The 20,136-nt window shown below is 44.1% G+C and carries 15 protein-coding genes; 1 reads left to right on the top strand and 14 read right to left on the bottom strand.

Annotated elements, in window-relative coordinates; translation table 11 throughout:
• Positions 1-8: 8 nt before the first annotated feature.
• The 14 genes from ACR64J_RS02540 to ACR64J_RS02475 form a co-directional block, all read right to left on the bottom strand.
• Positions 9-1,382: a restriction endonuclease subunit S gene (locus ACR64J_RS02540; RefSeq protein WP_435950324.1), complete on the bottom strand. Its 1,374-nt coding sequence runs from the start codon at positions 1,380-1,382 to the stop codon at positions 9-11.
• Positions 1,383-1,444: 62 nt separating this feature from the next.
• Positions 1,445-3,538: an N-6 DNA methylase gene (locus tag ACR64J_RS02535; protein ID WP_435950323.1), complete on the bottom strand. Its 2,094-nt coding sequence runs from the start codon at positions 3,536-3,538 to the stop codon at positions 1,445-1,447.
• 98 nt (positions 3,539-3,636) lie between these two features.
• Entirely contained in the window at positions 3,637-3,789 is a 153-nt protein-coding gene (locus tag ACR64J_RS02530; RefSeq protein WP_435950322.1) for a DUF2256 domain-containing protein, read from the bottom strand.
• Positions 3,790-4,059: 270 nt separating this feature from the next.
• Positions 4,060-4,623 (bottom strand): hypothetical protein, encoded by a 564-nt coding sequence (locus ACR64J_RS02525; RefSeq protein WP_435950321.1) that lies wholly within the window; start codon positions 4,621-4,623, stop codon positions 4,060-4,062.
• A 74-nt stretch (positions 4,624-4,697) separates the two neighbouring features.
• Complete coding sequence (locus ACR64J_RS02520) at positions 4,698-4,841, bottom strand: DUF2256 domain-containing protein (RefSeq protein WP_435950320.1); 144 nt, start codon at positions 4,839-4,841, stop codon at positions 4,698-4,700.
• A gap of 135 nt (positions 4,842-4,976) precedes the next feature.
• A complete protein-coding gene (locus ACR64J_RS02515) occupies positions 4,977-5,138 on the bottom strand; it encodes a DUF2256 domain-containing protein (protein ID WP_435950319.1) in 162 nt (53 codons plus the stop codon).
• Between the two features lie 220 nt (positions 5,139-5,358).
• Positions 5,359-11,430, bottom strand: coding sequence for a DNA repair ATPase (locus ACR64J_RS02510; RefSeq protein WP_435950318.1), 6,072 nt, complete (start codon positions 11,428-11,430; stop codon positions 5,359-5,361).
• A gap of 175 nt (positions 11,431-11,605) precedes the next feature.
• On the bottom strand, positions 11,606-13,627 hold the full coding sequence (locus ACR64J_RS02505) for a hypothetical protein (RefSeq protein WP_435950317.1): 2,022 nt from the start codon (positions 13,625-13,627) through the stop codon (positions 11,606-11,608).
• A 58-nt stretch (positions 13,628-13,685) separates the two neighbouring features.
• Positions 13,686-14,336, bottom strand: a complete 651-nt coding sequence (locus tag ACR64J_RS02500) for an OB-fold-containig protein (protein ID WP_317200810.1) — start codon at positions 14,334-14,336, stop codon at positions 13,686-13,688.
• Positions 14,337-14,547: 211 nt separating this feature from the next.
• Positions 14,548-15,489 carry a Xaa-Pro aminopeptidase gene (locus ACR64J_RS02495; protein WP_435950316.1) on the bottom strand — a complete coding sequence of 314 codons (942 nt, stop codon included), beginning with the start codon at positions 15,487-15,489 and terminating at the stop codon, positions 14,548-14,550.
• Positions 15,490-15,612: 123 nt separating this feature from the next.
• A complete protein-coding gene (locus tag ACR64J_RS02490; protein WP_435950315.1) occupies positions 15,613-16,098 on the bottom strand; it encodes an META domain-containing protein in 486 nt (161 codons plus the stop codon).
• 269 nt (positions 16,099-16,367) lie between these two features.
• Positions 16,368-16,490: a hypothetical protein gene (locus tag ACR64J_RS02485; protein ID WP_317200813.1), complete on the bottom strand. Its 123-nt coding sequence runs from the start codon at positions 16,488-16,490 to the stop codon at positions 16,368-16,370.
• A gap of 220 nt (positions 16,491-16,710) precedes the next feature.
• Positions 16,711-17,790, bottom strand: a complete 1,080-nt coding sequence (locus tag ACR64J_RS02480) for a lipase secretion chaperone (RefSeq protein ID WP_435950314.1) — start codon at positions 17,788-17,790, stop codon at positions 16,711-16,713.
• 92 nt (positions 17,791-17,882) lie between these two features.
• Positions 17,883-18,950, bottom strand: coding sequence for an esterase/lipase family protein (locus ACR64J_RS02475; protein ID WP_435950313.1), 1,068 nt, complete (start codon positions 18,948-18,950; stop codon positions 17,883-17,885).
• 363 nt (positions 18,951-19,313) lie between these two features.
• On the opposite strand from ACR64J_RS02475, the gene map reads away from it, so the two are divergent.
• The gene (gene map, locus ACR64J_RS02470) at positions 19,314-20,108 is read left to right on the top strand and encodes a type I methionyl aminopeptidase (RefSeq protein ID WP_435950312.1); all 795 of its coding nucleotides are present in this window, start codon (positions 19,314-19,316) and stop codon (positions 20,106-20,108) included.
• Positions 20,109-20,136: the final 28 nt, after the last annotated feature.

Raw genomic sequence — 20,136 nt, 5'->3', positions numbered from 1 at the left:
ATATTACCTTATTTGATCAAGTCCAATTCACAATCTCTCATCGCTTTATCTTCCCCATGTTCAATAGCGTATTCAACTAAACTCTTAGCATTTTCCAGTAGCTGCTCGCTTTTAGACTTAAGCTGAAAGCTTTGCTGAACTAGTTCGGCAATCTCATGCTGAATTTCAATATCTAATAGCGGAATAACCACTTCTTCGATTTCTGATGGTTTCCAATGCTGAATGATTGACCCACCAGCATCTCGTTCAGCTTGTAACTGCACTACAATAGAGTTTAAAACTAGAGTAAGGTAATCGGGTAAAATTCTAGTTTTATCCTTAATATTTAGATGCAACACTGCTCCTGAAGTAATACCTTTGATATTCTCAGTCACCTTATAAGCCACCCCAACTGTGCCATCTTTGGTTAAAAGAATGGTGTCTTTTTTAGGATTTATAATGTCACTATATTTGTGCTTATCAAGATGTATGTCAGGCTGCGTTAATCCAAATTTTGTCAAGTTTGAAACTCTATAAAATGGTATACCACTTTCTTGATAAGCATCTGAACCAGGTTCTATTGATTTTTGAATATCAACCAAATTACTCAATACTTCACATGGATATCTTTTAATCTTATTAATTAGCTCATCGTATTTCGGCTGGTAATACTCTGCATCTAATCGACCTGTAGATAAAAAACTTGATTTAAAAGATTTTATATTATTATTTTCTATACTTAAATCTAGGTTACCTAAACCTAAATTAGAAGTTAACAGACTCTCAGCCTTGTTATATAGTTCTTCAGATTTTAATAGTGAATCATGAGCTTTATCAAAGTTATCTGTCACTATACTTTGTAATCTCGAAGAAAACATAGGTATAGAAATTTCTTTGACTTCCTCAGGATTAACGTTGGTTTGATTTATAGATTGCCTAGCACGTCTTCTAACATCCTGCACTCCATATTTGCAACTTAAAAATGCTGCTAAATATTCAGGATTAATAAGTTCTTTCTTCGGAACAAAACGAACTAAATAAGATGCAAATATAAAGTCTTCAGTATTATTTTTTCTATAAACACCTGTTCTACCAACCCATTCAAAAGAATTAGTACGATTAAAAAGTACATCTTTATCATTCAAAATAAAAGGTTGAGCTTCTTCAATAGAAACGTCAGCATGTTTATCAACACTAAAGTCACAAAGCATGTTATGAATTTCATTCATTCTATATATGGGATAGCCTATTGCTTCTTCATTCATAGCTATTGATATTCCATACTGTGAAACGTCCAAGCATTCACCTATCTTTTTATATTGTATATTTGGGTTTAAAAGTGGTTCATCCGTATAAAATGAACTATCAAACCTAAAATCTTTATTCTCTTGAATAATAGTCAAGAATTTTTCGACTATAGAAAGCCCTTTTGACAAAGTTTCATATTTTTCTTTATCAAAAGGGCTTAAATCTTTCCCACAAAAGATAATTTTTCCCTTTTAGCAAATTCTATAAAAGCTTCAGCGATGCCGTCCTGAGTCAGTCCATCATGGTTAAATAGGTCATGTTTGACAATTAAATGTCCATGATTATCTAGCAAATATTCATCTAGGTTTTCTGCTCCACTGGTATAAGTATTGACAACTTCGGCTACTCTATCCTCACTAGCATCCTTGTCTACCGTTTCGGCTTGCGGATAGTCTGACTTTTTAACAAATATTTTCTCACCACTATTATCCTTACTAGGGTCTTGCATCGTAGCAAAGAAAATAGGATAGTCTTCTACCTTAGGACATAACGCCCCTTTGCTTTCATCGTCATTCCACTTTTGTATAAAAAGTACGCTAGTTTTAGTTCCTGTATGCGGTTTAAATACATTGCCATGCAAACCAACCACCCCTAAGATACGACAACGATCAGCAATTATTTCTCGAATATACTGATCACTTGAATTATTAAAACGTCCTTGAGGTAGGACAACTGCCATACGCCCACCTGGCTTTAAAAAATCAAGATTTCGCTCTATAAACAGTATATCTCGACCAACTTTAGACTGCTGTTTACCATCTTTTTTATGTCCCAGCTCATACTTTGATAGAACACGGCTTTCTTTAATATCTCCTGCAAAGGGAGGATTAGCCATTAAAACATCAAATTCAAAATCTCGGTTTTGATTTTTAGTCGCGCATAGCTTTCTTAAACGTTTCCAGCCTTCATAGTAGATATCCTTCCAGTCCTCATCTTCTGTTTTATCATTCCAGCGCTCATAGTCTAGAGTGTTTAAATGAAGAACATTGGTTTGACCATCGCCTGCGATTAAGTTCAAAGTACGAGCTACCCGCACTGCTTTTTCATCAAAGTCGATAGCAAATACTTTTTCTTTTACATAGTCTAACTGCTCAGGAAAACGTTCTTCGGCAGTAAATAAATGACTAGCTTCCAAGCCTCTCGCTTTAAGCTGCTTTTCCCAAACATGAAATATAGAATGTACAGGAAAACCGCAGCTACCAGCTGCAGTGTCAATAATTGTTTCTTCAGGCTTCGGATCGAGCATCTTTATACACATATCAATAACATAACGTGGTGTAAAATACTGTCCTTTTTCACCCTTACTAGACTTGTTAATGAGGTATTCAAACGCTTCATCAACAACATCTAGATTGGAGTTGAAAAGTTTAACTTGCTCAAGTGAAGAAACACAAATAGCCAAATGTGAAGGGGCTAATGTAATTTTAGCACTAGCACTGAATACGCCTTCCCACTTATCTTTTGCTTTATCAAATAGTTGTTGGATTTTCTCTTTGAGCTGAGTTTCAGTCTCACCATAGTTACGAAACTCTAGATGACGAATTTTATTACGAGTACTTTCCAGCTCATCGTATAACTTAGTAAAGATAAGTTGAAATAGCTCTTCAAATACATCTACACCTGCATTCGCTAATACTTCATCTTCTAACTCCAAGATAATATCTTTGAGTGATTTACGCTCATTTACTAACTTATCTTCTTTTATTAATGTATCGATAGTCCAACGTTCTGTCAGAACGTCTGGCAATGTCTCATGAGCTTGGGGAATACGAGGAATATCTTTAAAATAATTAGGATCACGACGATTATAAAATGAGATAGATTCGCCGTTAGTCCATACTCCAATTGGTGCGCCAGTGGCATGACAATATGACTTTAGCTGATCTTTACCATCTTTTAATTTCGGTTTTTTCATTTCGACCATGATATATACTGAGGTAGTATGGTCTTTATCAAAAATAACAATATCGGCTCGTTTGGTTTGTCGTCCAAAGGCTACAGGATACTCTACTTGCATTCGCTCATATGGATAACCAAAGTCTTCATTTAATGTCATCAGATACAACTGTCTTACGATTTCTTCTGGTGTTAGTCGTATATCCTTTTTACGAACTAAACATTCAACATGCGGTTTAGTACCGTTTTTTTGTGTTTTATCAAATACTCTACTATCAAGCTGGTCAATTTGTTCTTGCTTAAATTGGGTAAGGTTATATTGTGAATCTCTTAAAATAGTGGCTATATTGCTCATAATTTATCCAGCTTAAATGTATGTTATAAATTTTAGTTTTGCTATTTTAGCATGATAGTTTTGACTATAGTGATTCTAAGACAAACGTACTAGCTGCTTTATTTATCCTTAGTCCGCCGACACCGCTCAGAACAATAAATCACCTGCTCCCAATCTTTCTCCCACTTCTTACGCCACGTAAACGGGCGCTGGCAGACGGGACAGGTTTTTTGCGGTAAATTTACTTTTTTATGTGTTACAACTTTTCCCATAAGACATTAAAAGTACTTTAACCATTTGATATCATATGAACAGTCAAGTTATTTAAAATGGTGCGCGGGGCGCACCCTACTTCTTTTGTCTAAATTTCAGTCGCGTAGGGTGAGTTAGCGGAGCGTAACCCACCATTTAGATTTAGCACAATATATAATCGGTGGGTTACGCCTTGTCTGCATTCTCTATGAGAATTTGAAAAGTCTAACGCTACCCTACCCGAACTCTATCTGCATTGACTTCACTCAAGCGATAGAAGATGAATTTTGCTATTTGAATGGTACTGTAATCGATGGCAAGTCTGGATCCATCCCCTTATAAAATCCTGCTAAGGCACAAATGCTTTTTGCCATGTTTTCATCATTAGAGGCTATACCTTCATCATAGGCTTCTTCAGATAGCGATGATAAAAATTCAGATTTTTTCTCATTATTTTCGTTGTAACTACTGACTTTATACTTTCTAATAAACCCATCTTGGCAAAATACTCTATAAGTGGTCACAGTGTAGTTTTTGTTAGGACTGACTTCTTTAACATCACCGAATGCGACATTTTTGAGCTGTATAATACTATTCACATTCAAATAACTTTTGGTCGTCTCATTTCCTGGAATGAGGATATTATCGTATTCTCTAACCAGTAACCATCTGGGCTGATCGCTATCTACTTCAGGTAAAGCCTGCGCCTTTGCCAAAATATCATCACGCTCCTGTGCGGAGACTAGACTTTTACTAATGAGCTTTTGTTTGTATTGTTCTGAGCGTCCGTCGTACACTGAACAACTAGACAGAACAAGTATAGAGCTACATACAATTGCAGATAATGTTTTCATAAAACTCTCTTAATCAGTTATTTAAAAATGTGAAATAAAGTATTTTAACAATATTTTTTTAATTTTTGCCGAGGTTAATCGCGCACTTTACCCCGCCGACAACGCTCAGAACAATAAACCACATTGTCCCAATCCTTTTCCCACTTTTTACGCCAGGTAAAAGGTCGCTGGCAGACAGGGCAGATTTTTTGCGGTAGGTTTACCTTTTTATGTGCCATAACTTTTCCTTTTGTCATCTTGTAAATTGGTTTTAAGGTACGGGAGCTAGCAAGTTACAAAGTCGAAAGCGGTGGGTTACGCTTGAGCTAACCCACCCTACAAAGACTATAAATATTGAACCAAACCTCTAGTCCTTATTTCTTATGCTCTACATTCTCATAGGTCTTTACCCTGCGGCATTGGTCTGAGCAATACACCATACTCTCCCAGTTTTTATCGAGCTTTTTAGTCCAACTAAACTCGCGCTGGCACACTGGACATTCCTTTTTGCGAACGTTCTTCTTTTTATGCGCCATAATTTTCCCGTAATCTTATTTAGTTTTAACGATAATTATGAATAAATTTATAAGCTAGTTTTTGTTCATGGTGCGCGGGGCGCACCCTACGCGCCACAAACTTTTAAATAGAATTTTTCGTTGCAGAATATATAAAAACGGTGGGTTACGTCTTGTCTGCATTCTCTACGAGAATTCGACAAGCCTAACACCACCCTACCTCACTTTTTTAATGAGTTAACTACTCATAATTATCAAAGATTTTATTAAGACGGTTTAGGCTATTAACGATAAGCTTGCCCGATTGATCCGTACTGGTATCGAGAGCGATTTTCTCATCCATGCGCATAGTCAGTGGCTCTAGCGCTTGTTTGAGCGCATTGGCCATCAGCGCAGTTTGCTCAGTGAGATCAGTGCTCAAAGCTTGATTGTCAGTACTAGTCGATAGACTTTGAGCCATTTGCTGCGCCAGCTGTTCAACCGCGCTGACCAGTTGCGCCATTAGCGCTTTTTGCATGTCGTGATTTTGCTTGAGGTACTCGCTTTCTGTCTTTTCAGCATTGTGGTCGTGCTTATAGATTTGCGTGAGCTGATTGATGCTCTTCTCAAAGCCACTATCGATGCTCTCGCTGACGACTTTGGCGTTATCTACAAAACCTGTGATAACGCTATCGGCGAGCCGTTTTTGTGATTCAAGCTGCGCGTCTCGTTTGGCTTGCTCTGCTGACTCGTTTAAACGCGCCAGTTGCTCAGGGTCGTTTTGGCTAAGGTAAGTATCAAACTGGCTGCTGATAGCGTTAAAGCCACTGGCTAGATCGACGAGTTGCGCGACAATACGGGCACCGACGTCGCCATCTTCCCCGCCCATAGCTTTATTACGTAAGAAGTCAGCTTTAATTTGTGCCCAGCGCTCGGCCTCATCCGCAGTCAATTCGCCGCGCATCTCGGCAAGTTTGAGCAGATTGCTCTCTGCGCCTTGGGTCAGTAGTTGCGACTCGCCTAGATAGTGATCGTCGATAAGCTGGTTTAGCTCTTCTTTATTCATCACCGCCGATAGCTTTTCGGTCATTTTGTTCATGTTGCGGTAGCTGCCTTGCAGTTTAAATATTGGCTCGACGCGATATTTATCATCTTGTGAGGCGGAGGCAATGTAGGCTTGGTTGACGTCAAGGATGACCTCTTGCACCGTGAACATATGACGCAGGATAGCGATAATCTCGTTAATCTCCGAGGTGCTATACGGGTAGGTCAGCTCGCTGCTTTGCGCTTGTGCAAGATTGGCATTATCAGCCTTGGCCATCTTAATCAGACGATGGACGTCGCTCAAATCACGATTGGCAAGTGGTGCGAGGACTTTGTTTGAGGTCAGTGAGTTTTCGATATAACTGAGCGCAAAGACTTCCTCCATTCCGCTCATGATATCACCCAAATTATAGATGTCGGCACGGTTGGCGAGCATGTCAGGGACTTTAAAGGCCTCACCGCTTTCGGTGTACGGGTTACCCGCCATGACCACGCAGAACTTCTTGCCACGCATATCATAAGTTTTGCTTTTGCCTTGCCAGACGCCATCTATACGGCGTGTGCCATCGCCTAAAGAGATAAACTTCTGCAAAAACTCAGCATGAGTATGCTGGATATCGTCAAGATAGAGCATGACGTTATTGCCCATCTCAAAGGCCAAGTTGATTTTATTCAGCTCTTCACGCGCGGTGGCATTGGGCGCTTTTTCGGGGTCGAGGGAGGTGACATCATGACCGAGTGAAGGACAATTAATCTTCATAAAGATTAAGCCCAAACGATTCGCCACGTATTCCATCAAGGTGGTTTTACCGTACCCTGGTGGCGATATCATCATGAGGATGCCCATCAGATCGGTACGTTTGTCCTCGCCGACCGTTCCCATTTGCTTAGCAAGATTATCACCGATCAGAGGTAGATAGCTCTCGTTAATCAGGCGGTTACGCACAAAGGATGACAGTGGACGTGGCATAAATTCGTCCAGTCGCAATTCCTCTTTGGCGTCGTGCAAAATCTCTGAGCGCATGGCAAGATAGCGCTTGTAAGCAGGTATAACTTGGGTATCGTGATGGTGCAAACGGCTTAAGAAGTCATCGACGGCAAAGGTCAGTGTTTGGCTGTGAATGCGCTCGTGCTCGCCTAATAAGTTATCAACTTGTATCTCAAGTGAGACGTCACCGACACTACGCTCAAAGTTAGTCACTTGATTGAGCGGGTTATTAAGGCTGGTCAGCGAGGTTGCGGCTGAGAATGACAAGGTAGATGGCGTGCTAGTCGCCCCTTTGTTACCTGCGCCTTTATTCAAGCTCACGCCAGAATCAATCAGACGCTGTACCAAGGCTTCGCGCTGACTATCTGTTAATTGGGTGAGCAAAATCGCAATCGCTTCGGGCACGTAGTGGCGACCTATATCTAAATGCTGTTGGCGTAGCGCTTGTTCTTCGTCTAGCTTGGCACGCTGCTCTTCGCTGAGTTCTGCATCGTCGTTATCTGTACTGCTGGCATAAGTCTTATCCAGCAGGGCATGAAACCAAGTGGCTAGTAGCTCATAGGCGGACTTAGGTTGAAAACCCAGCTTGCCGATTGCGGATGTGAGGTGTTCAAAGCCAGCCTCTTTAGCATTTGATGCGCTATTGAGCGTTTGGGTCAGCTGCTCGCATAATTGCTGCGCTTGCTGACTGGTCTGCCAGTTTATTGCAACATCAGGGCTACCCGACTGCCCCATGACGCTGACCAAATACTCACAAGCCAATTGCACGTAGCTTTGTTTAAAGATATTGGCATTATGAATATTGCTAGCGCCTAGCTCCGAATGTGTCTCTAGGGTCGCCTCTACACTCTCTTGCTTACCGTCGTAAGTGGCGACAAACTCACGCATCACCGCCGTCATATCTTCTACTAGCAAGACTTTGGCAGTATCACTACCGAGGCTGCGGCGCAACTGCTCAGCAATCACAGCTCTATCCGTCCAGTTGCGCGCGCGCGTAAGCACTGACTCATTCAACCAGTTGTCATAACCAAATTGGCGCAGACCCTCTAACCCTAACGCCTGCACAAGACCCAACTGCCAATAAAACAGCTGCGCCAATCCCCGTACTTGCGGGGTATAAATGAGCAATCCCGCCTCGCGTAGGGTCGGTAGTATCTGTAGCAATAACAGCGTGGCATCGTGATCATGAATGCCCTTGTCATAGCCGAGCTGATAACGCGGCGTAGCATAAGCTTTGACTAGTTTGGCAAGGGGGCTGTTGTCAATGCTATCCATAGCACTCGCAGTGTCCGTTTCATCAAGAGCCTGATATAGACGCGCCTCAGTGAGGCCGTCTTGGTTATTTTTTGCGCTCTCGATAATGCTATAAGCCAGATACTCAGCACGGTAAACGGTATCAGATTCTGAGGCAATACTGATGTCCCAATACGGACGCAAAGCGTTTAATTCGGCATTGTCCAATACTTCATAATAATCTGTGCCGGTGAGATGCAAATTTAGCACCCGTTTGCCATCGTTCTGCTGACGACTGAGCAAGGTCAAATCGAGCGGCTGGGTATTTACCGAAAAGCGGTGTTTGCCGAGCTTGATAATCTGACCACCCTCTTCAAACAAGTCGGACTTGTCTTTGAGGCTTTTGTAGCTCTCAATCTGAATCGCTTTGAGTCGTGCATCGATGTCATCGGCTTTGACACTAAAGCCCATCTCTTGCAAGCTCTTGGCGATGCCGCGTACCTTTTGTACTAGGCCATCAGCGGCAAAGTAAGTATTGAGCGACTCTTCGTCTTTAAAGCCTGTAACACCAGTGCTCTGCGTACGCTTTTTGATGCTATCTAACATGCGCAGCGCACCATCGCCTAAGTTTTGTGCCTTGCGATTACGGGCATCAAGCAATTGCTGTTTGTGATTCTCAAAGGTATCGTAAATCTCTTCACGCTTACTAATGATATCGGCTAAGAACTGATCGCCGCCACCGATCTCAGGGTCAGCAAACTGACTCTCCAGCTCCTCTAATTGCACCAGCAGCTTTGCCATTTGCTCATCGGACTTCTCAGGCGTATTGGCAATCGACAAGGCATTGGCGATGGATTGACCGAACAGCTTGAACTGCGCGCCGAACTGCGCGACCGCTTCGGCGGAACCCAAATTTTTGCGTTTATGATTGAGCTTAGCTTTGCTTTGATTAAGGCTTGAGTAAATGGTCGAGATGTCATCTATAATCTGCGTGCGCACCGTGGCATCAGCGACATCTAGGGTACCGAGTAATTCAGTGAGCAAATCAAGCCCTTGCGCAGTCTCGTCAATTTTATCTAATACTGGCTTTAGCTCGGCATTGGTTTCTGCGGAATTTAAGCGCTCGCTGACATCCGCCAATATGCCCTCATAACTCGCTAGCGCCTCATCAGCGCTTAAAAATACGACTGTCTGTTCGGCAAGCTCGCTCTCGGCCGTCTCTAACTGGGTTTTTAGTGACTCCAGCTTGTCACTGTCTAAATAACGCAGCTCCTCTAAGCTGACCAAATGACCTTTTTGCCGTCTAATATTGGATAACTGATCGACATAATCGCTGGCAGACTCAAAGGTAGTGATCTTTATCTGGCGCAGGATTTCATCTTGCTTGGCTTGGGCGTCCGCTAATGCCTTTTGGGTTTGCTTTTGGATACTTTGGACTTTGGCGAACTCATCAATGACTAGCTCAGCGGTCTCGGTGACCTCGCGGATGCTACCTGCAATCTCGGTCAGATCAGGCTCAGATAACCAGTAATAGTTGTCAAATAGGCGGCTGGTATTATCCGCTAATTCCTCATAGAGCTTTTGTGAGACGCTTTGATTATCGATCAAGCGGGTAATGCTGTACAGATCAGAGATGCCGCGCACCAGTTCTTTATTGCCGATTTTGCCATAGAAGCTGGTGCTCTCAGGCAGCTCACTGATGTACTCGGCTGACGCATAGGGCGTATGCCATATCTGCATGGGGTGAATACGTGACGGCTCACTTTGAGCCGTGAACAGCACCAAACGGCCATTCTCTGCCAGTGCCATGCCGTTACAATAAATGGGATTGGCCAACTGCTTTTTGATAAGGTTGTAGGCAAATAGCCCAGTGACGCCCAAGTCTCTGTCATAAAACAAAAACAGCACATCCTCACCGTTTGGGGAGACAATGCGGCGCTTAAACTTTAGGTTTTTGTTATTACCGCTGCTGGTATTGCCATCGCCGTTATTGCTCTCAAACAGCTTATACTCGCCCGTTTGCAGGTAATAGCCCCCTGGGAAGATAATGCCGTGATCCTCGGGCAATTGCACACAGGACTGTCCGATAGCGTCCAAGCGTAGCACCGCTTCGGTCAGGGTGTTATAGACAAAGTAGCGGTAATTATCTTCGCGATAAGGTAGAATTTTGAGAAGTATTAAACTGCCAACTTTGGCATAATGAATCTGCGCATCGGTCAGCGATTGAGTACTATCACTGACAGGCTCATTATAGATACCTTGACCTGACTGCGTATTGTTCTCAATCTTAATGGTCAGATTACCACCGACCGTCTCCACAAATATCGTATCTAAGATATTCATGTGCGGGTATTTACCATTGATCATCTGCTCACGCGTGGTCTCTATCCACTCAAAATCATAAGCGGGCGGCAGTTCGATATCGCGCTCACCGCGGTTATCGACATAGGCCACCTGCGCCGGTTCTGGCGTACCCTCGCTAAAGTCTAAGGCAAAGCGAAACACCCGAATATCAGTGATACGCTCACCGATCTGAAACGCTAATAGCAGTTTGCTGTCTTTTACGGTGATTTGGATCAGGCGGGTTTGCTTATAGTAGCGATACAGCTCATTGAAATCTTGGACGAAGTTATCTTGATCCAAAAACGTACCCGTTAAATCGACCTCCTCTAACTGATACTTTTGCTCAGTGCTCGATGCTAAATCGTCATTTTCAGGCTCTATAAGACGATAAAGCGATAGCACGTCTTTGATATTGCTGGCACGTTTGAGCCCCATAAAGACGTTGTAGCCAAATAGTAGATAGTCGCCGACTTGCACCATATCCTGCGCCACGCAGTTGTATTCGGTACGAATACGCGTGCGTGCGATGACTTGCATCTGCGTGCTACCAAACTCTTCTAGGCGGGCATTATTAAGGGTCGCCGTCTGGGATTGTAGACGGCTGCCCTGCTCGGTTAAGCGACGTTTGATCAGCTCATAGGCATTGCCTGAGGCGACGGCTTGATCCGTTTGCTGGGCTGAATGAGGCGTGCTGTCTGAAGGGTTTGGGTTTTGCGTATCCGCCATCGTGAGTCGTCCATTTCTGTTTTTAGACAATAAGAGAGTTTTGGGCAATAAAGAAAATAAGAAGGCTTTGGCTCGTCTAAAAAAACGTAAAACATTCTTTTAGACGAGCCAACTCACTATTTTGAGTTGGCAAAATCTGCTACCTAAGTAGCAGATTTTTTAGAGTATAAAATAATTACTCGCTATGCTGAGTGGGCTGATTATTAGGCTGATTGGTGTTTTTCATAACCTGATTGGCCATCACCCCATTGATGATACCGCTTAGCGTGTCTGACTTACCTGCGAGGCCATCGATCGCTTTGCCGATAGACAGAGATTTGGCGAAGTTGTCAAAGAAGTGTGCTTCGCCGCCGACGATATCGATTTTGGCTTTTTGGAGCGCCACTGCCAGTACTTCTGCATTTTCTTTGGCGATCTCTTTACCCGCATCGATAGACGCCATCGCTTCTTGCAATGCGGTCTCAAGGCTCATGCGGAACTCTTCGTGCTCGCGTGCTTCCTTACTCATGCTACCCATGGCATTGAACTTCTCGACCAGACCATCGGCCTCAGCTTGGAAGTGCGCGCGAGTGACTTCGGCTTTTGCCAGACCCACTTCACGCTCGGCTTTAGCATTGGATTCACCGCGAGCCGCAATAACGGCGGCGTCCGCCATTCCGATATCACGATCAGACTTGGCATTGGACTCACCACGTGCGGCGATGACCTCAGCATTTGCCATGCCTTTTTCGCGCTCTGATTGCGCTTCAGCTTGCCCTGTGGCTCTGATGATATTGGCTTTGGCGAGACCTTCTTTTTCTAAGGAGCCTGCTTTGGCTTCTTGAATAGCCGCCTCGGCAAAACCATGCGCGGACTCTTCAGCCTTGATACCTTCTGCCATTTTGACTTTAGCTTCGGCGTCTTTGGCTGAGGCTTCTAGATTGGCATTAGCCAGAGTCATGATTTCAACCGCTTTGTGCTTAGCAGATAGCTCTTCGGCTTCGGCCTTTTTGACTTGACGGACTTTGATCTCTTCGGCGTCCGCTTCAGCGGCGAGGACGCGGGTTTGCTTATCACGATCCGCTTCACTGACTTCGCGGACTTCTTTGATGCGCTCTTCTTCTTGCGCCACTGACTTATCGACAACGATACGCTCACGGATGACGTTAGCGATTTCTTTTTTCTCAAGCTCAATCGCTTTTTCAGCTTCAATACGCTGCAGATCCACTTCACGCTCGCGCGAGACAATCTCTAAGTCTTGAGCGCGGGTGACTTTTTCTTGCTCAATGATCACCGCGCGCATTCGGTTTTGCTCAGCGACTTCGATTTCACGTTGCTGGTTTTCACGTTGTACCGCTAAGTCTTGCTCCACCATAATGACCGCAGTTTCAGACTTTTTGCGCTCTTCTTCTTCAATTTTGCGCGTTTCAGCCGTCTCGCGAGCAATCACTGAAGAGATTTCACGATTTTGCTTGGCTTCGGCGTCCGCTTGTTGACGCTCAAGCTCAAGCATCGCCTCAACGGTTTCGACGTTTTTCTTTTTCACCGCCAGCTCTTCGTCACGTTCAAGCTCGTTGGTAATGATGTTTTGCGTCGCTGTCAGCTGCGTGATCTTTTTGATACCCTCAGCGTCCAAGATATTGCTGGAGTCAAGCGAGGCTTTTGGCGTTTGCTCTAAGTAATCAATCGCCACATCTTCTAGGACATAACCGTTAAGATCGTTGCCGATCTCTTGCACGATACTGTCACGAAACTCGCTACGATTTTCAAACAGCTTAACGAAATCAATTTGCTTACCGACCGTTTTGAGCGCTTCTGAGAACTTAGCATTAAATAGCTCATTGACCGCCACTTTGTCTGAGGCGCGCTCAACACCAACCGATTTGGCAACTTTAAGTACGTCCTCTTCGGTCTCGTTGACTCGCAAATAAAACGCCACGGTGATATCAGCACGCATATTGTCCGCGCAAATCAGTCCCTCTTTACCGCGGCGATCAACCTCTAGAGTGATTAATGAGATTCGCATCAGCTCTTTTTTATTGATAATAGGCCAAACAAAGCCACCATCAAAACGCACGGCGATTTTATTCACGCCGTTAATAATAAGCGCCTTGCCTTGCTCAACCTTAAAATAAAAGGCTTTGAGCATGAGCAGCGCTGCCATAACGAAAACAAATGCCAGCACCACAACCACGCCGACGATAATGAGTATGTCCATATTTTTTCCTATAATTAAAACAAGCTATGCCACTATAAATGGCGATTATCAGTAACTTCTAATCTTTAACGCGTTCTACTCGGTAGGTATTGGCTTCTGCTAAATACTCAACCAACACGACTTTATCGCCTTGTTTAAGCGAGTACTCTTGCTCACTGCTATCAGGGCGAATCTTGAGTATTAGTCCGGCGCCGCCATCACTTAATTGCGCCTCGCCGTGCTTGTCTGTGACGCTAAGCGTGCGCACGATGGCTGTTTTTCCAATATTGCTAATAGCGTTGCGCTTAGGAATTTTGGCGATGTTTTTGCGAATAGGGGCGATGATCAGGCCTGTCAGCCACATAGATACGACGAGTACCAATAACAAAGCGCCTGTACCAAACACCCAATACAAAATACCTGAGCTAATATAATCATGTAGCAAGCTGGTATAGACGTAGCTAAGCAGCCAACCGATGAGGCTAATTAGCGTTAAAATAATAATGAGCGGCACGCCGTATAACCCAAATTTAAGTAGCAATCCTGAAAAAAACCCTGCCGATGATACCTCAGAGATATCGGCGCTATCACCAACATCTACGCTATCCATATCCACCATGCCGAGCAAAGAGACGATCCAATACAAGGTGACAAACATGACTAGACCGGTAAAGACAAGCGTCGGATACAAACTGATCTTGGTGATGAATAACAAAAAAGCGTCTTGCATGAGGTGCTCCTACGTTTTGCACTTGCTCAATGGATCTCTACTTATGTACCACTTGACTGTTAATCATTAATTCCGCCAAACCTAACCTATACAAAAAACCTATCAGGCTTGAGCAATCGGGCTCAACTTATGTTTCTTTGTTAGTTATTATATAGGCAAAAATCAGTCTTTAGAGAAAATTTATGACCGATAAATGAGCGCTTACGCATGTTCACTGGCGACCCCAAACGGGCGCGCGCACAACCGTATCTGCTTGACTGCTAATCGTATAACTATTGCCGCCCGTCAATGAGGCAATCACTAAACTACTTCGAGTTGGATAAACAGCGTACTGCCCAGAGGGAGACAGGCGCGCCGGCTCATCAAGTCCGGTTTCAGCAAGATCGATCACCTGCCCTGTCGCCAAGGTCATGACTGCCGCTTTGCGCCCATTGAGATACGCCATGCGTTGACCATCACCGCTCAGCTGCGGGCTTGCCGCGTAGCCGCCAGTCGCTATAGGAGAGGCGCTACTACTAGCAAAATCATAACGATAGATACGCGGACGCCCTGCTCGGACTTTGTCACTGACATAAACGAAGCTTGCGCCGTCTGGGGCATAGCTTGGCTGCACTTCTGTACTCTTTAGGGTGGTCAGCTGACGCGTACTACCATCAGTTAACGACAGCTCATAGATATCAGCGTTGCCGCCGACCGTTGAGCTATAAAGCATTTTTTGACTATCAGGTGAGAAGGAGGCGGATAGATTGCTGCCATTACTATTGACGATAAGATTGCGCGTTTGACGGCTTAGATCATAGATATAAATCTTGGGCGGCTCGCGCATAGCTTGCTTACTGTAGGCCAGCAGCTGACCATCGGTTGACCATGCGGGCGCGTAGATATAGCCATTGAGCTGCTCAATAAGCTTTCGATCGCTGCCATCAGGACGGATAGTATAAAGCGTCGATATCTTACTTGCGCCCGCGCCTTGCTCCTCGACATAAGCGATACGGCCTGTGCGATCGATTATAGGCATAGCGGCGGTCAGTGGACTGCTGATGCTGGTATCGATAGTTGCTTTTGGGGCAGAAAGGGTTTGGCAACCGCTAACAAGGGTGATAGTCAGTAGCACAAATAGTACCTGACTATTAAAAGAGAAAGCTTTTGGCATAACTGCAATCCAGTAGAGGGCTGTGAGTTACTCTAGTGTAACGCAATTGTTGCAAAAAAAATGCCCCACTATAGCGTGAGGCATCATTATAAAGTAGCTTTATGAGTCATCTATTGTCGCTAACTATTTAGCAACCGCTTTAAAATAAGCGACTTGATTGTTGTTACGAATAGTCAAAATAGGCACGTTATTGGCATTTTTATTAATATCATATTTGCCTTGTACAGTAGCCATCGTCGCAGTATCAAAGCTGGCTTGTGGCTCAGGACATTGCATAAGCGTGCTCATCATATTACCAAACTCAACGTTACTGTTAACGACTCTATATTCAGCGCCCATATTATTACAGGTATTCATAAAGGTAACGCGATTGGTACCCTCAGCCTCAAAGAAGTTCAGTGTTAAAGGTTTGGCAGGGTTATAAAATAGCTGAGATATCTGCTCGCCGTTGGCACGTTTAGCGTCAACGAGCTGCCAGTTGTAAGCTTGCAAAGCGCTAGTCGTTACAGGCTGCGCCGTAGGAGCGTTGACGGTAGGCGTCGTCTGACACCCTGCTAAAACGCCAACTGCAAGTGTACTTGTCATCAAGATTTTAGTCATGGTTTTCATAATATCTCCTAAATATCAGTAGTATTTAATTATTGTCTTATTTGTAGTGCTTAACTTGTAGTGCTAAACAATCTAGCTATTGTGCCTGACTAAACCATACCTGTCATGAGCTATCCTGTATACGACGCGCCCCTACTTTGTACTTTGTTATATGTGTTTTGCTAATAAGGCTTGTCAGATGAGCTAATAGCTGCTAACTGCTCGCTTTAAATTCAGGCATAAAAAAACCCCACTAGTTTGTGAGGTCGTTAAACAAGTATTACTGATAATTAGATGACATCTGTACCTGTAATATCAGGCTGGTCGGTTGGCTGTGCCATCATCGACTGGCAACCTGCTAACATAGTCATCATTACGATACCGGTCATTAGTGCTTTGGTCAGGTTTTTCATTGAAGCTCCCTAAATGTTGTTATAAGTTGGTTTATGGGTACTCATATAAAAGTCGTTGTTGAATGTTAAACTAAAGCTACTCTTATATCAAAATACGAGGCTGCTACTTTAACTTCATGCAAGATGCATAAAAGTAACGAGCTTGTATTTCCATTAGCAACCGTAACTTATCTAAGTCTCAATCACAACTGTCTTTTATCTGACTAAAAGTTATTTAATGTTATTGAGAGGTCTCCTGTTTAAGAGCGGCATAACCCGTTAAGCGTTTACGTTCAGTCTCGCTAAAGAGTTGCTGCTCGAGTTGATTGATTTGAGTTTGTACGTTATCTGGATTTTGCGTTAATAGTTGCTGTTTTTGCACTTGATACTGGGTAAAGCGCTGATCAAAGTCAGCATCCTCGGCATCAAGCTTGGCAAGCCTTGTCGCCGCAGGTGCGCCAACGAGCTCACGGCGCATGTTATATAGCTCCTCAGGCGTGGCGCCGCGCGCTTTCATCTGCTCAGTGCGCTGCATTAGCTTTGCCATATTGACTTGCTGTTCAATATTGGTTTTGATCGCGCCATCAGGTAGCCGGCTAACGTAATCCTCTTGCGCTGCTTGCTTTTGCGCTGTGCTCAGTTGCGAGTTTTGCTCAATTCTCATCATCTCAATATTATAGTCATCATACTCATCTTCACTCCCAAAAAACGCTTGTATAGTCTGGTCATCAAAGTATTGCTGACGCAAACGAGCGACGTCTTGTTTTTGCTGCATGACCATGTTTAGATCGAGCTCGCCATTTTGGGTGGCCTGCAATTGCAGCGTGCCATAGCGTTTTTGAATCTCAGGGATGGCTTTGAGATAAGCAACATACTGATGGTATAGCCCGATAGCTTGAGACGCCGCAGGTTCAGGGGTTACACTACGAATATAGCTCTCAACGCGGGCATGTATGGTCGCCTCATCCTCCTCTCCTAGCGCTGATAAAAAATAATCAAACAGTCGGCGCAGCCCTTCGGTCACCACTAGCTGACGATTTTCATCGATGATTATTTCGCCATCGACGTCCGTACCTTGTAGTGAGCGCGGTAGATTCTCAAGTCCTGTAACAAACCGAGTATTGCCGTTATCAGCTACATTCTCTGCGACAACAGCGCTTGAGGAGTCATTTAATATCTCACTATCGGTTGTCGTCGTTTGCATATTTTCGCTTTGTCTGTCACTTGATGTCGGTTTAAACCATAGGACAACAGCAATCAGCGCTGCGATGACAAGACCGATGACGACAAGTAATAAATAAGGGCGACGAGCGTGTGACATAGTAGCGTTATCTTGTTATACGAACCAATGTTGATAAGTATTGATTAAGCTCTAACCAAAATATTTTGAATGAAATGCCTTTTGGCTAGCTATTATAGGTTTGCTTTTTTGAGACGATTGACCTGACTGCGATAGATAGTCGCAGGATTGGTCTCGCGCCATGATACTAGGCCCAATAACTGATTGGCTGAATCTAAGTGATTCATTCTATAGTCATCACGAATGACGTAACCCAATCGGCTTGAGCAGACCGATACTAAGCCATCATTTTGATCCGCGCCAAAGGGGACACTAGTTGCTAGCAAAATAGGATCAGTGACATCAGTGAGATTGGTCAGTTGACCTTTGCCGCTGAACGAGTAGTAATTGATACCATTGACTTGCGTGCTCGTTGGCTGACCACAGTAGCGCGTTGGCATAGCGGCTGGGAATTTGGCGTTGAATTTAGCGGCGCCCTCAGTAGACAAAGCGACCAAAGCGTTCCAGGCGTCTTGTTCTTGGAGTTCAGTAACACTTACGCCTGAGCCAATATCAGTTGCTATGCCTAATAGCTTAAAGAGTCCAGCAGCAGCTTCTGTGACTACGCTATCCTCTGAGAGCTGCGACATAATAGCGTCAGCGGTCTTTGAGCCTTGTTCTGGGCTCGCCACGGCGGTCACTGATGACACGTACTCTGGTGCCACGCCAGCCACGTAACGAATATCGATACCGCCTTGGCTATGGCCTATCAGATTGACTTTTGGTTTACCTGAGATGGCGGAGATAAGCTTGACCTGCTGAAGCAGCTGCTCGCCGCGTACTTCACTATTATTAGCCGCTGAGGTTTTGGTTGCATATACATCGGTGCCGCCGCGCATTAATGTCTGCGGAATACCATAAAAGTAATCTAACGCCCCAAATAATTTATTAAAACCGCCAAGACCGTGAGCTAACACCACAGGGCTCTTGGTATCGGTATAGCTTGAGGTAAATAACCTAGCGCCTGCCAACTGACAGCCGCTAGGTGCTGAACAAGTATAGTAAGTCGCAGCTTGTACCGAGGTTGATGACAAGGTCATCATGAGTAGGCCAGTACCTAGGCTACCAAGTACGGGTACAATTTTGCGCGGCGTGATAATAGCTTGAAAGGAGTGCTTGGTTTTTTGCGTGGTTGACGTCATGACTACATCCTTGTTGTCGATAAATAACTTGCTGTCGATAAATAATGAATGACAAGGTATGAGCATTACTCACTTATATTGAGTAGGGCCGATACCATTGAAATTAGTGCAAATCGAAATTAGTGCAAATCCGTTGCATGCTCAATTTACAGAGTACTTATATTTAGTAATAGTAACTATTTAGTAACAATAGGCTTATTATTTTAATTATTCATTATTTTTGCGTGACCTTACAGTCAAAGCTAAACATATAATCGGTAAAGACTTTTAGCAGACAAACCCTTATATGATTTTGGCAAAACCGCAAATAATCCATTCATGGTATAATTAGCATACTTCAACCCCCTAACGATAAGCATAATTATGATAACTAAAAAATCACTTATTCAGTCTCCTGAAGCGATAGAAAAAATGCGTGTTGCCGGCAAGCTTGCCAGCGACGTCCTCGTCATGCTCGATGAGCACGTCAGAGTCGGTATCAGTACCGAAGCGCTCAATCAAATCGCTCACGATTACATTGTCAATGAGCAAGGCGCTATTCCAGCTCCGCTCAATTACAACGGCTTTCCTAAATCAATCTGTACCTCAGTCAATCATGTGGTCTGTCATGGTATTCCTACCGATAGTAAGCTGCTTAAAGACGGCGATATTATCAATATTGATGTCACGGTCATAAAAGACGGCTATTATGGCGATACCTCAAAGATGTGGATCGTCGGCAAAGGCTCTATCATGGCTAAGCGCATTTGCGATGTCGCTCAAAAAGCGCTGTACGCTGGTATGAGCGTTGTCAAAGACGGCGCGCGTCTGGGTGATGTTGGCGCGGCCATTCAAGAAGTGGTCGAGCCTGAGCGTTTTAGTATCGTACGCGAGTTCTGTGGTCATGGTATTAGCGATACCTTTCATCATGAGCCGCAGGTGATGCACTACGGCAAAAAGGGCACAGGCTTTGAGCTCAAAACGGGTATGACCTTTACCATTGAGCCGATGATTAACCAAGGCACTTGGCAGACTAAGATACTACCTGATGAGTGGACGGCGATTACTAAAGATCGTAAACTCTCAGCACAGTGGGAGCATACCATGGTCGTGACCGATAATGGCTGTGAGGTCTTTACGACTCGACCTGAAGAAGATTTGAGCTTTTTGACGCAGTAATAAAGAATAGACCGCTTAGGCGGTCTTT

The organism is Psychrobacter sp. DM8 (assembly GCF_051307025.1).
Lineage (GTDB): Bacteria > Pseudomonadota > Gammaproteobacteria > Pseudomonadales > Moraxellaceae > Psychrobacter.
This window is presented reverse-complemented; position numbering and strand designations above follow the sequence as displayed.

Excerpts from the sequence above, each read along its gene's own strand:
- ACR64J_RS02535 (WP_435950323.1), bottom strand. The coding sequence starts at position 3,538 with ATGAGCAATATAGCCACTATTTTAAGAGATTCACAATATAACCTTACC.
- ACR64J_RS02530 (WP_435950322.1), bottom strand. The coding sequence starts at position 3,789 with ATGGGAAAAGTTGTAACACATAAAAAAGTAAATTTACCGCAAAAAACC.
- ACR64J_RS02525 (WP_435950321.1), bottom strand. The coding sequence starts at position 4,623 with ATGAAAACATTATCTGCAATTGTATGTAGCTCTATACTTGTTCTGTCT.
- ACR64J_RS02520 (WP_435950320.1), bottom strand. The coding sequence starts at position 4,841 with ATGGCACATAAAAAGGTAAACCTACCGCAAAAAATCTGCCCTGTCTGC.
- ACR64J_RS02515 (WP_435950319.1), bottom strand. The coding sequence starts at position 5,138 with ATGGCGCATAAAAAGAAGAACGTTCGCAAAAAGGAATGTCCAGTGTGC.
- ACR64J_RS02510 (WP_435950318.1), bottom strand. The coding sequence starts at position 11,430 with ATGGCGGATACGCAAAACCCAAACCCTTCAGACAGCACGCCTCATTCA.
- ACR64J_RS02505 (WP_435950317.1), bottom strand. The coding sequence starts at position 13,627 with ATGGACATACTCATTATCGTCGGCGTGGTTGTGGTGCTGGCATTTGTT.
- ACR64J_RS02500 (WP_317200810.1), bottom strand. The coding sequence starts at position 14,336 with ATGCAAGACGCTTTTTTGTTATTCATCACCAAGATCAGTTTGTATCCG.
- ACR64J_RS02495 (WP_435950316.1), bottom strand. The coding sequence starts at position 15,489 with ATGCCAAAAGCTTTCTCTTTTAATAGTCAGGTACTATTTGTGCTACTG.
- ACR64J_RS02490 (WP_435950315.1), bottom strand. The coding sequence starts at position 16,098 with ATGAAAACCATGACTAAAATCTTGATGACAAGTACACTTGCAGTTGGC.
- ACR64J_RS02485 (WP_317200813.1), bottom strand. The coding sequence starts at position 16,490 with ATGAAAAACCTGACCAAAGCACTAATGACCGGTATCGTAATGATGACT.
- ACR64J_RS02480 (WP_435950314.1), bottom strand. The coding sequence starts at position 17,790 with ATGTCACACGCTCGTCGCCCTTATTTATTACTTGTCGTCATCGGTCTT.
- ACR64J_RS02475 (WP_435950313.1), bottom strand. The coding sequence starts at position 18,950 with ATGACGTCAACCACGCAAAAAACCAAGCACTCCTTTCAAGCTATTATC.
- map (WP_435950312.1), top strand. The coding sequence starts at position 19,314 with ATGATAACTAAAAAATCACTTATTCAGTCTCCTGAAGCGATAGAAAAA.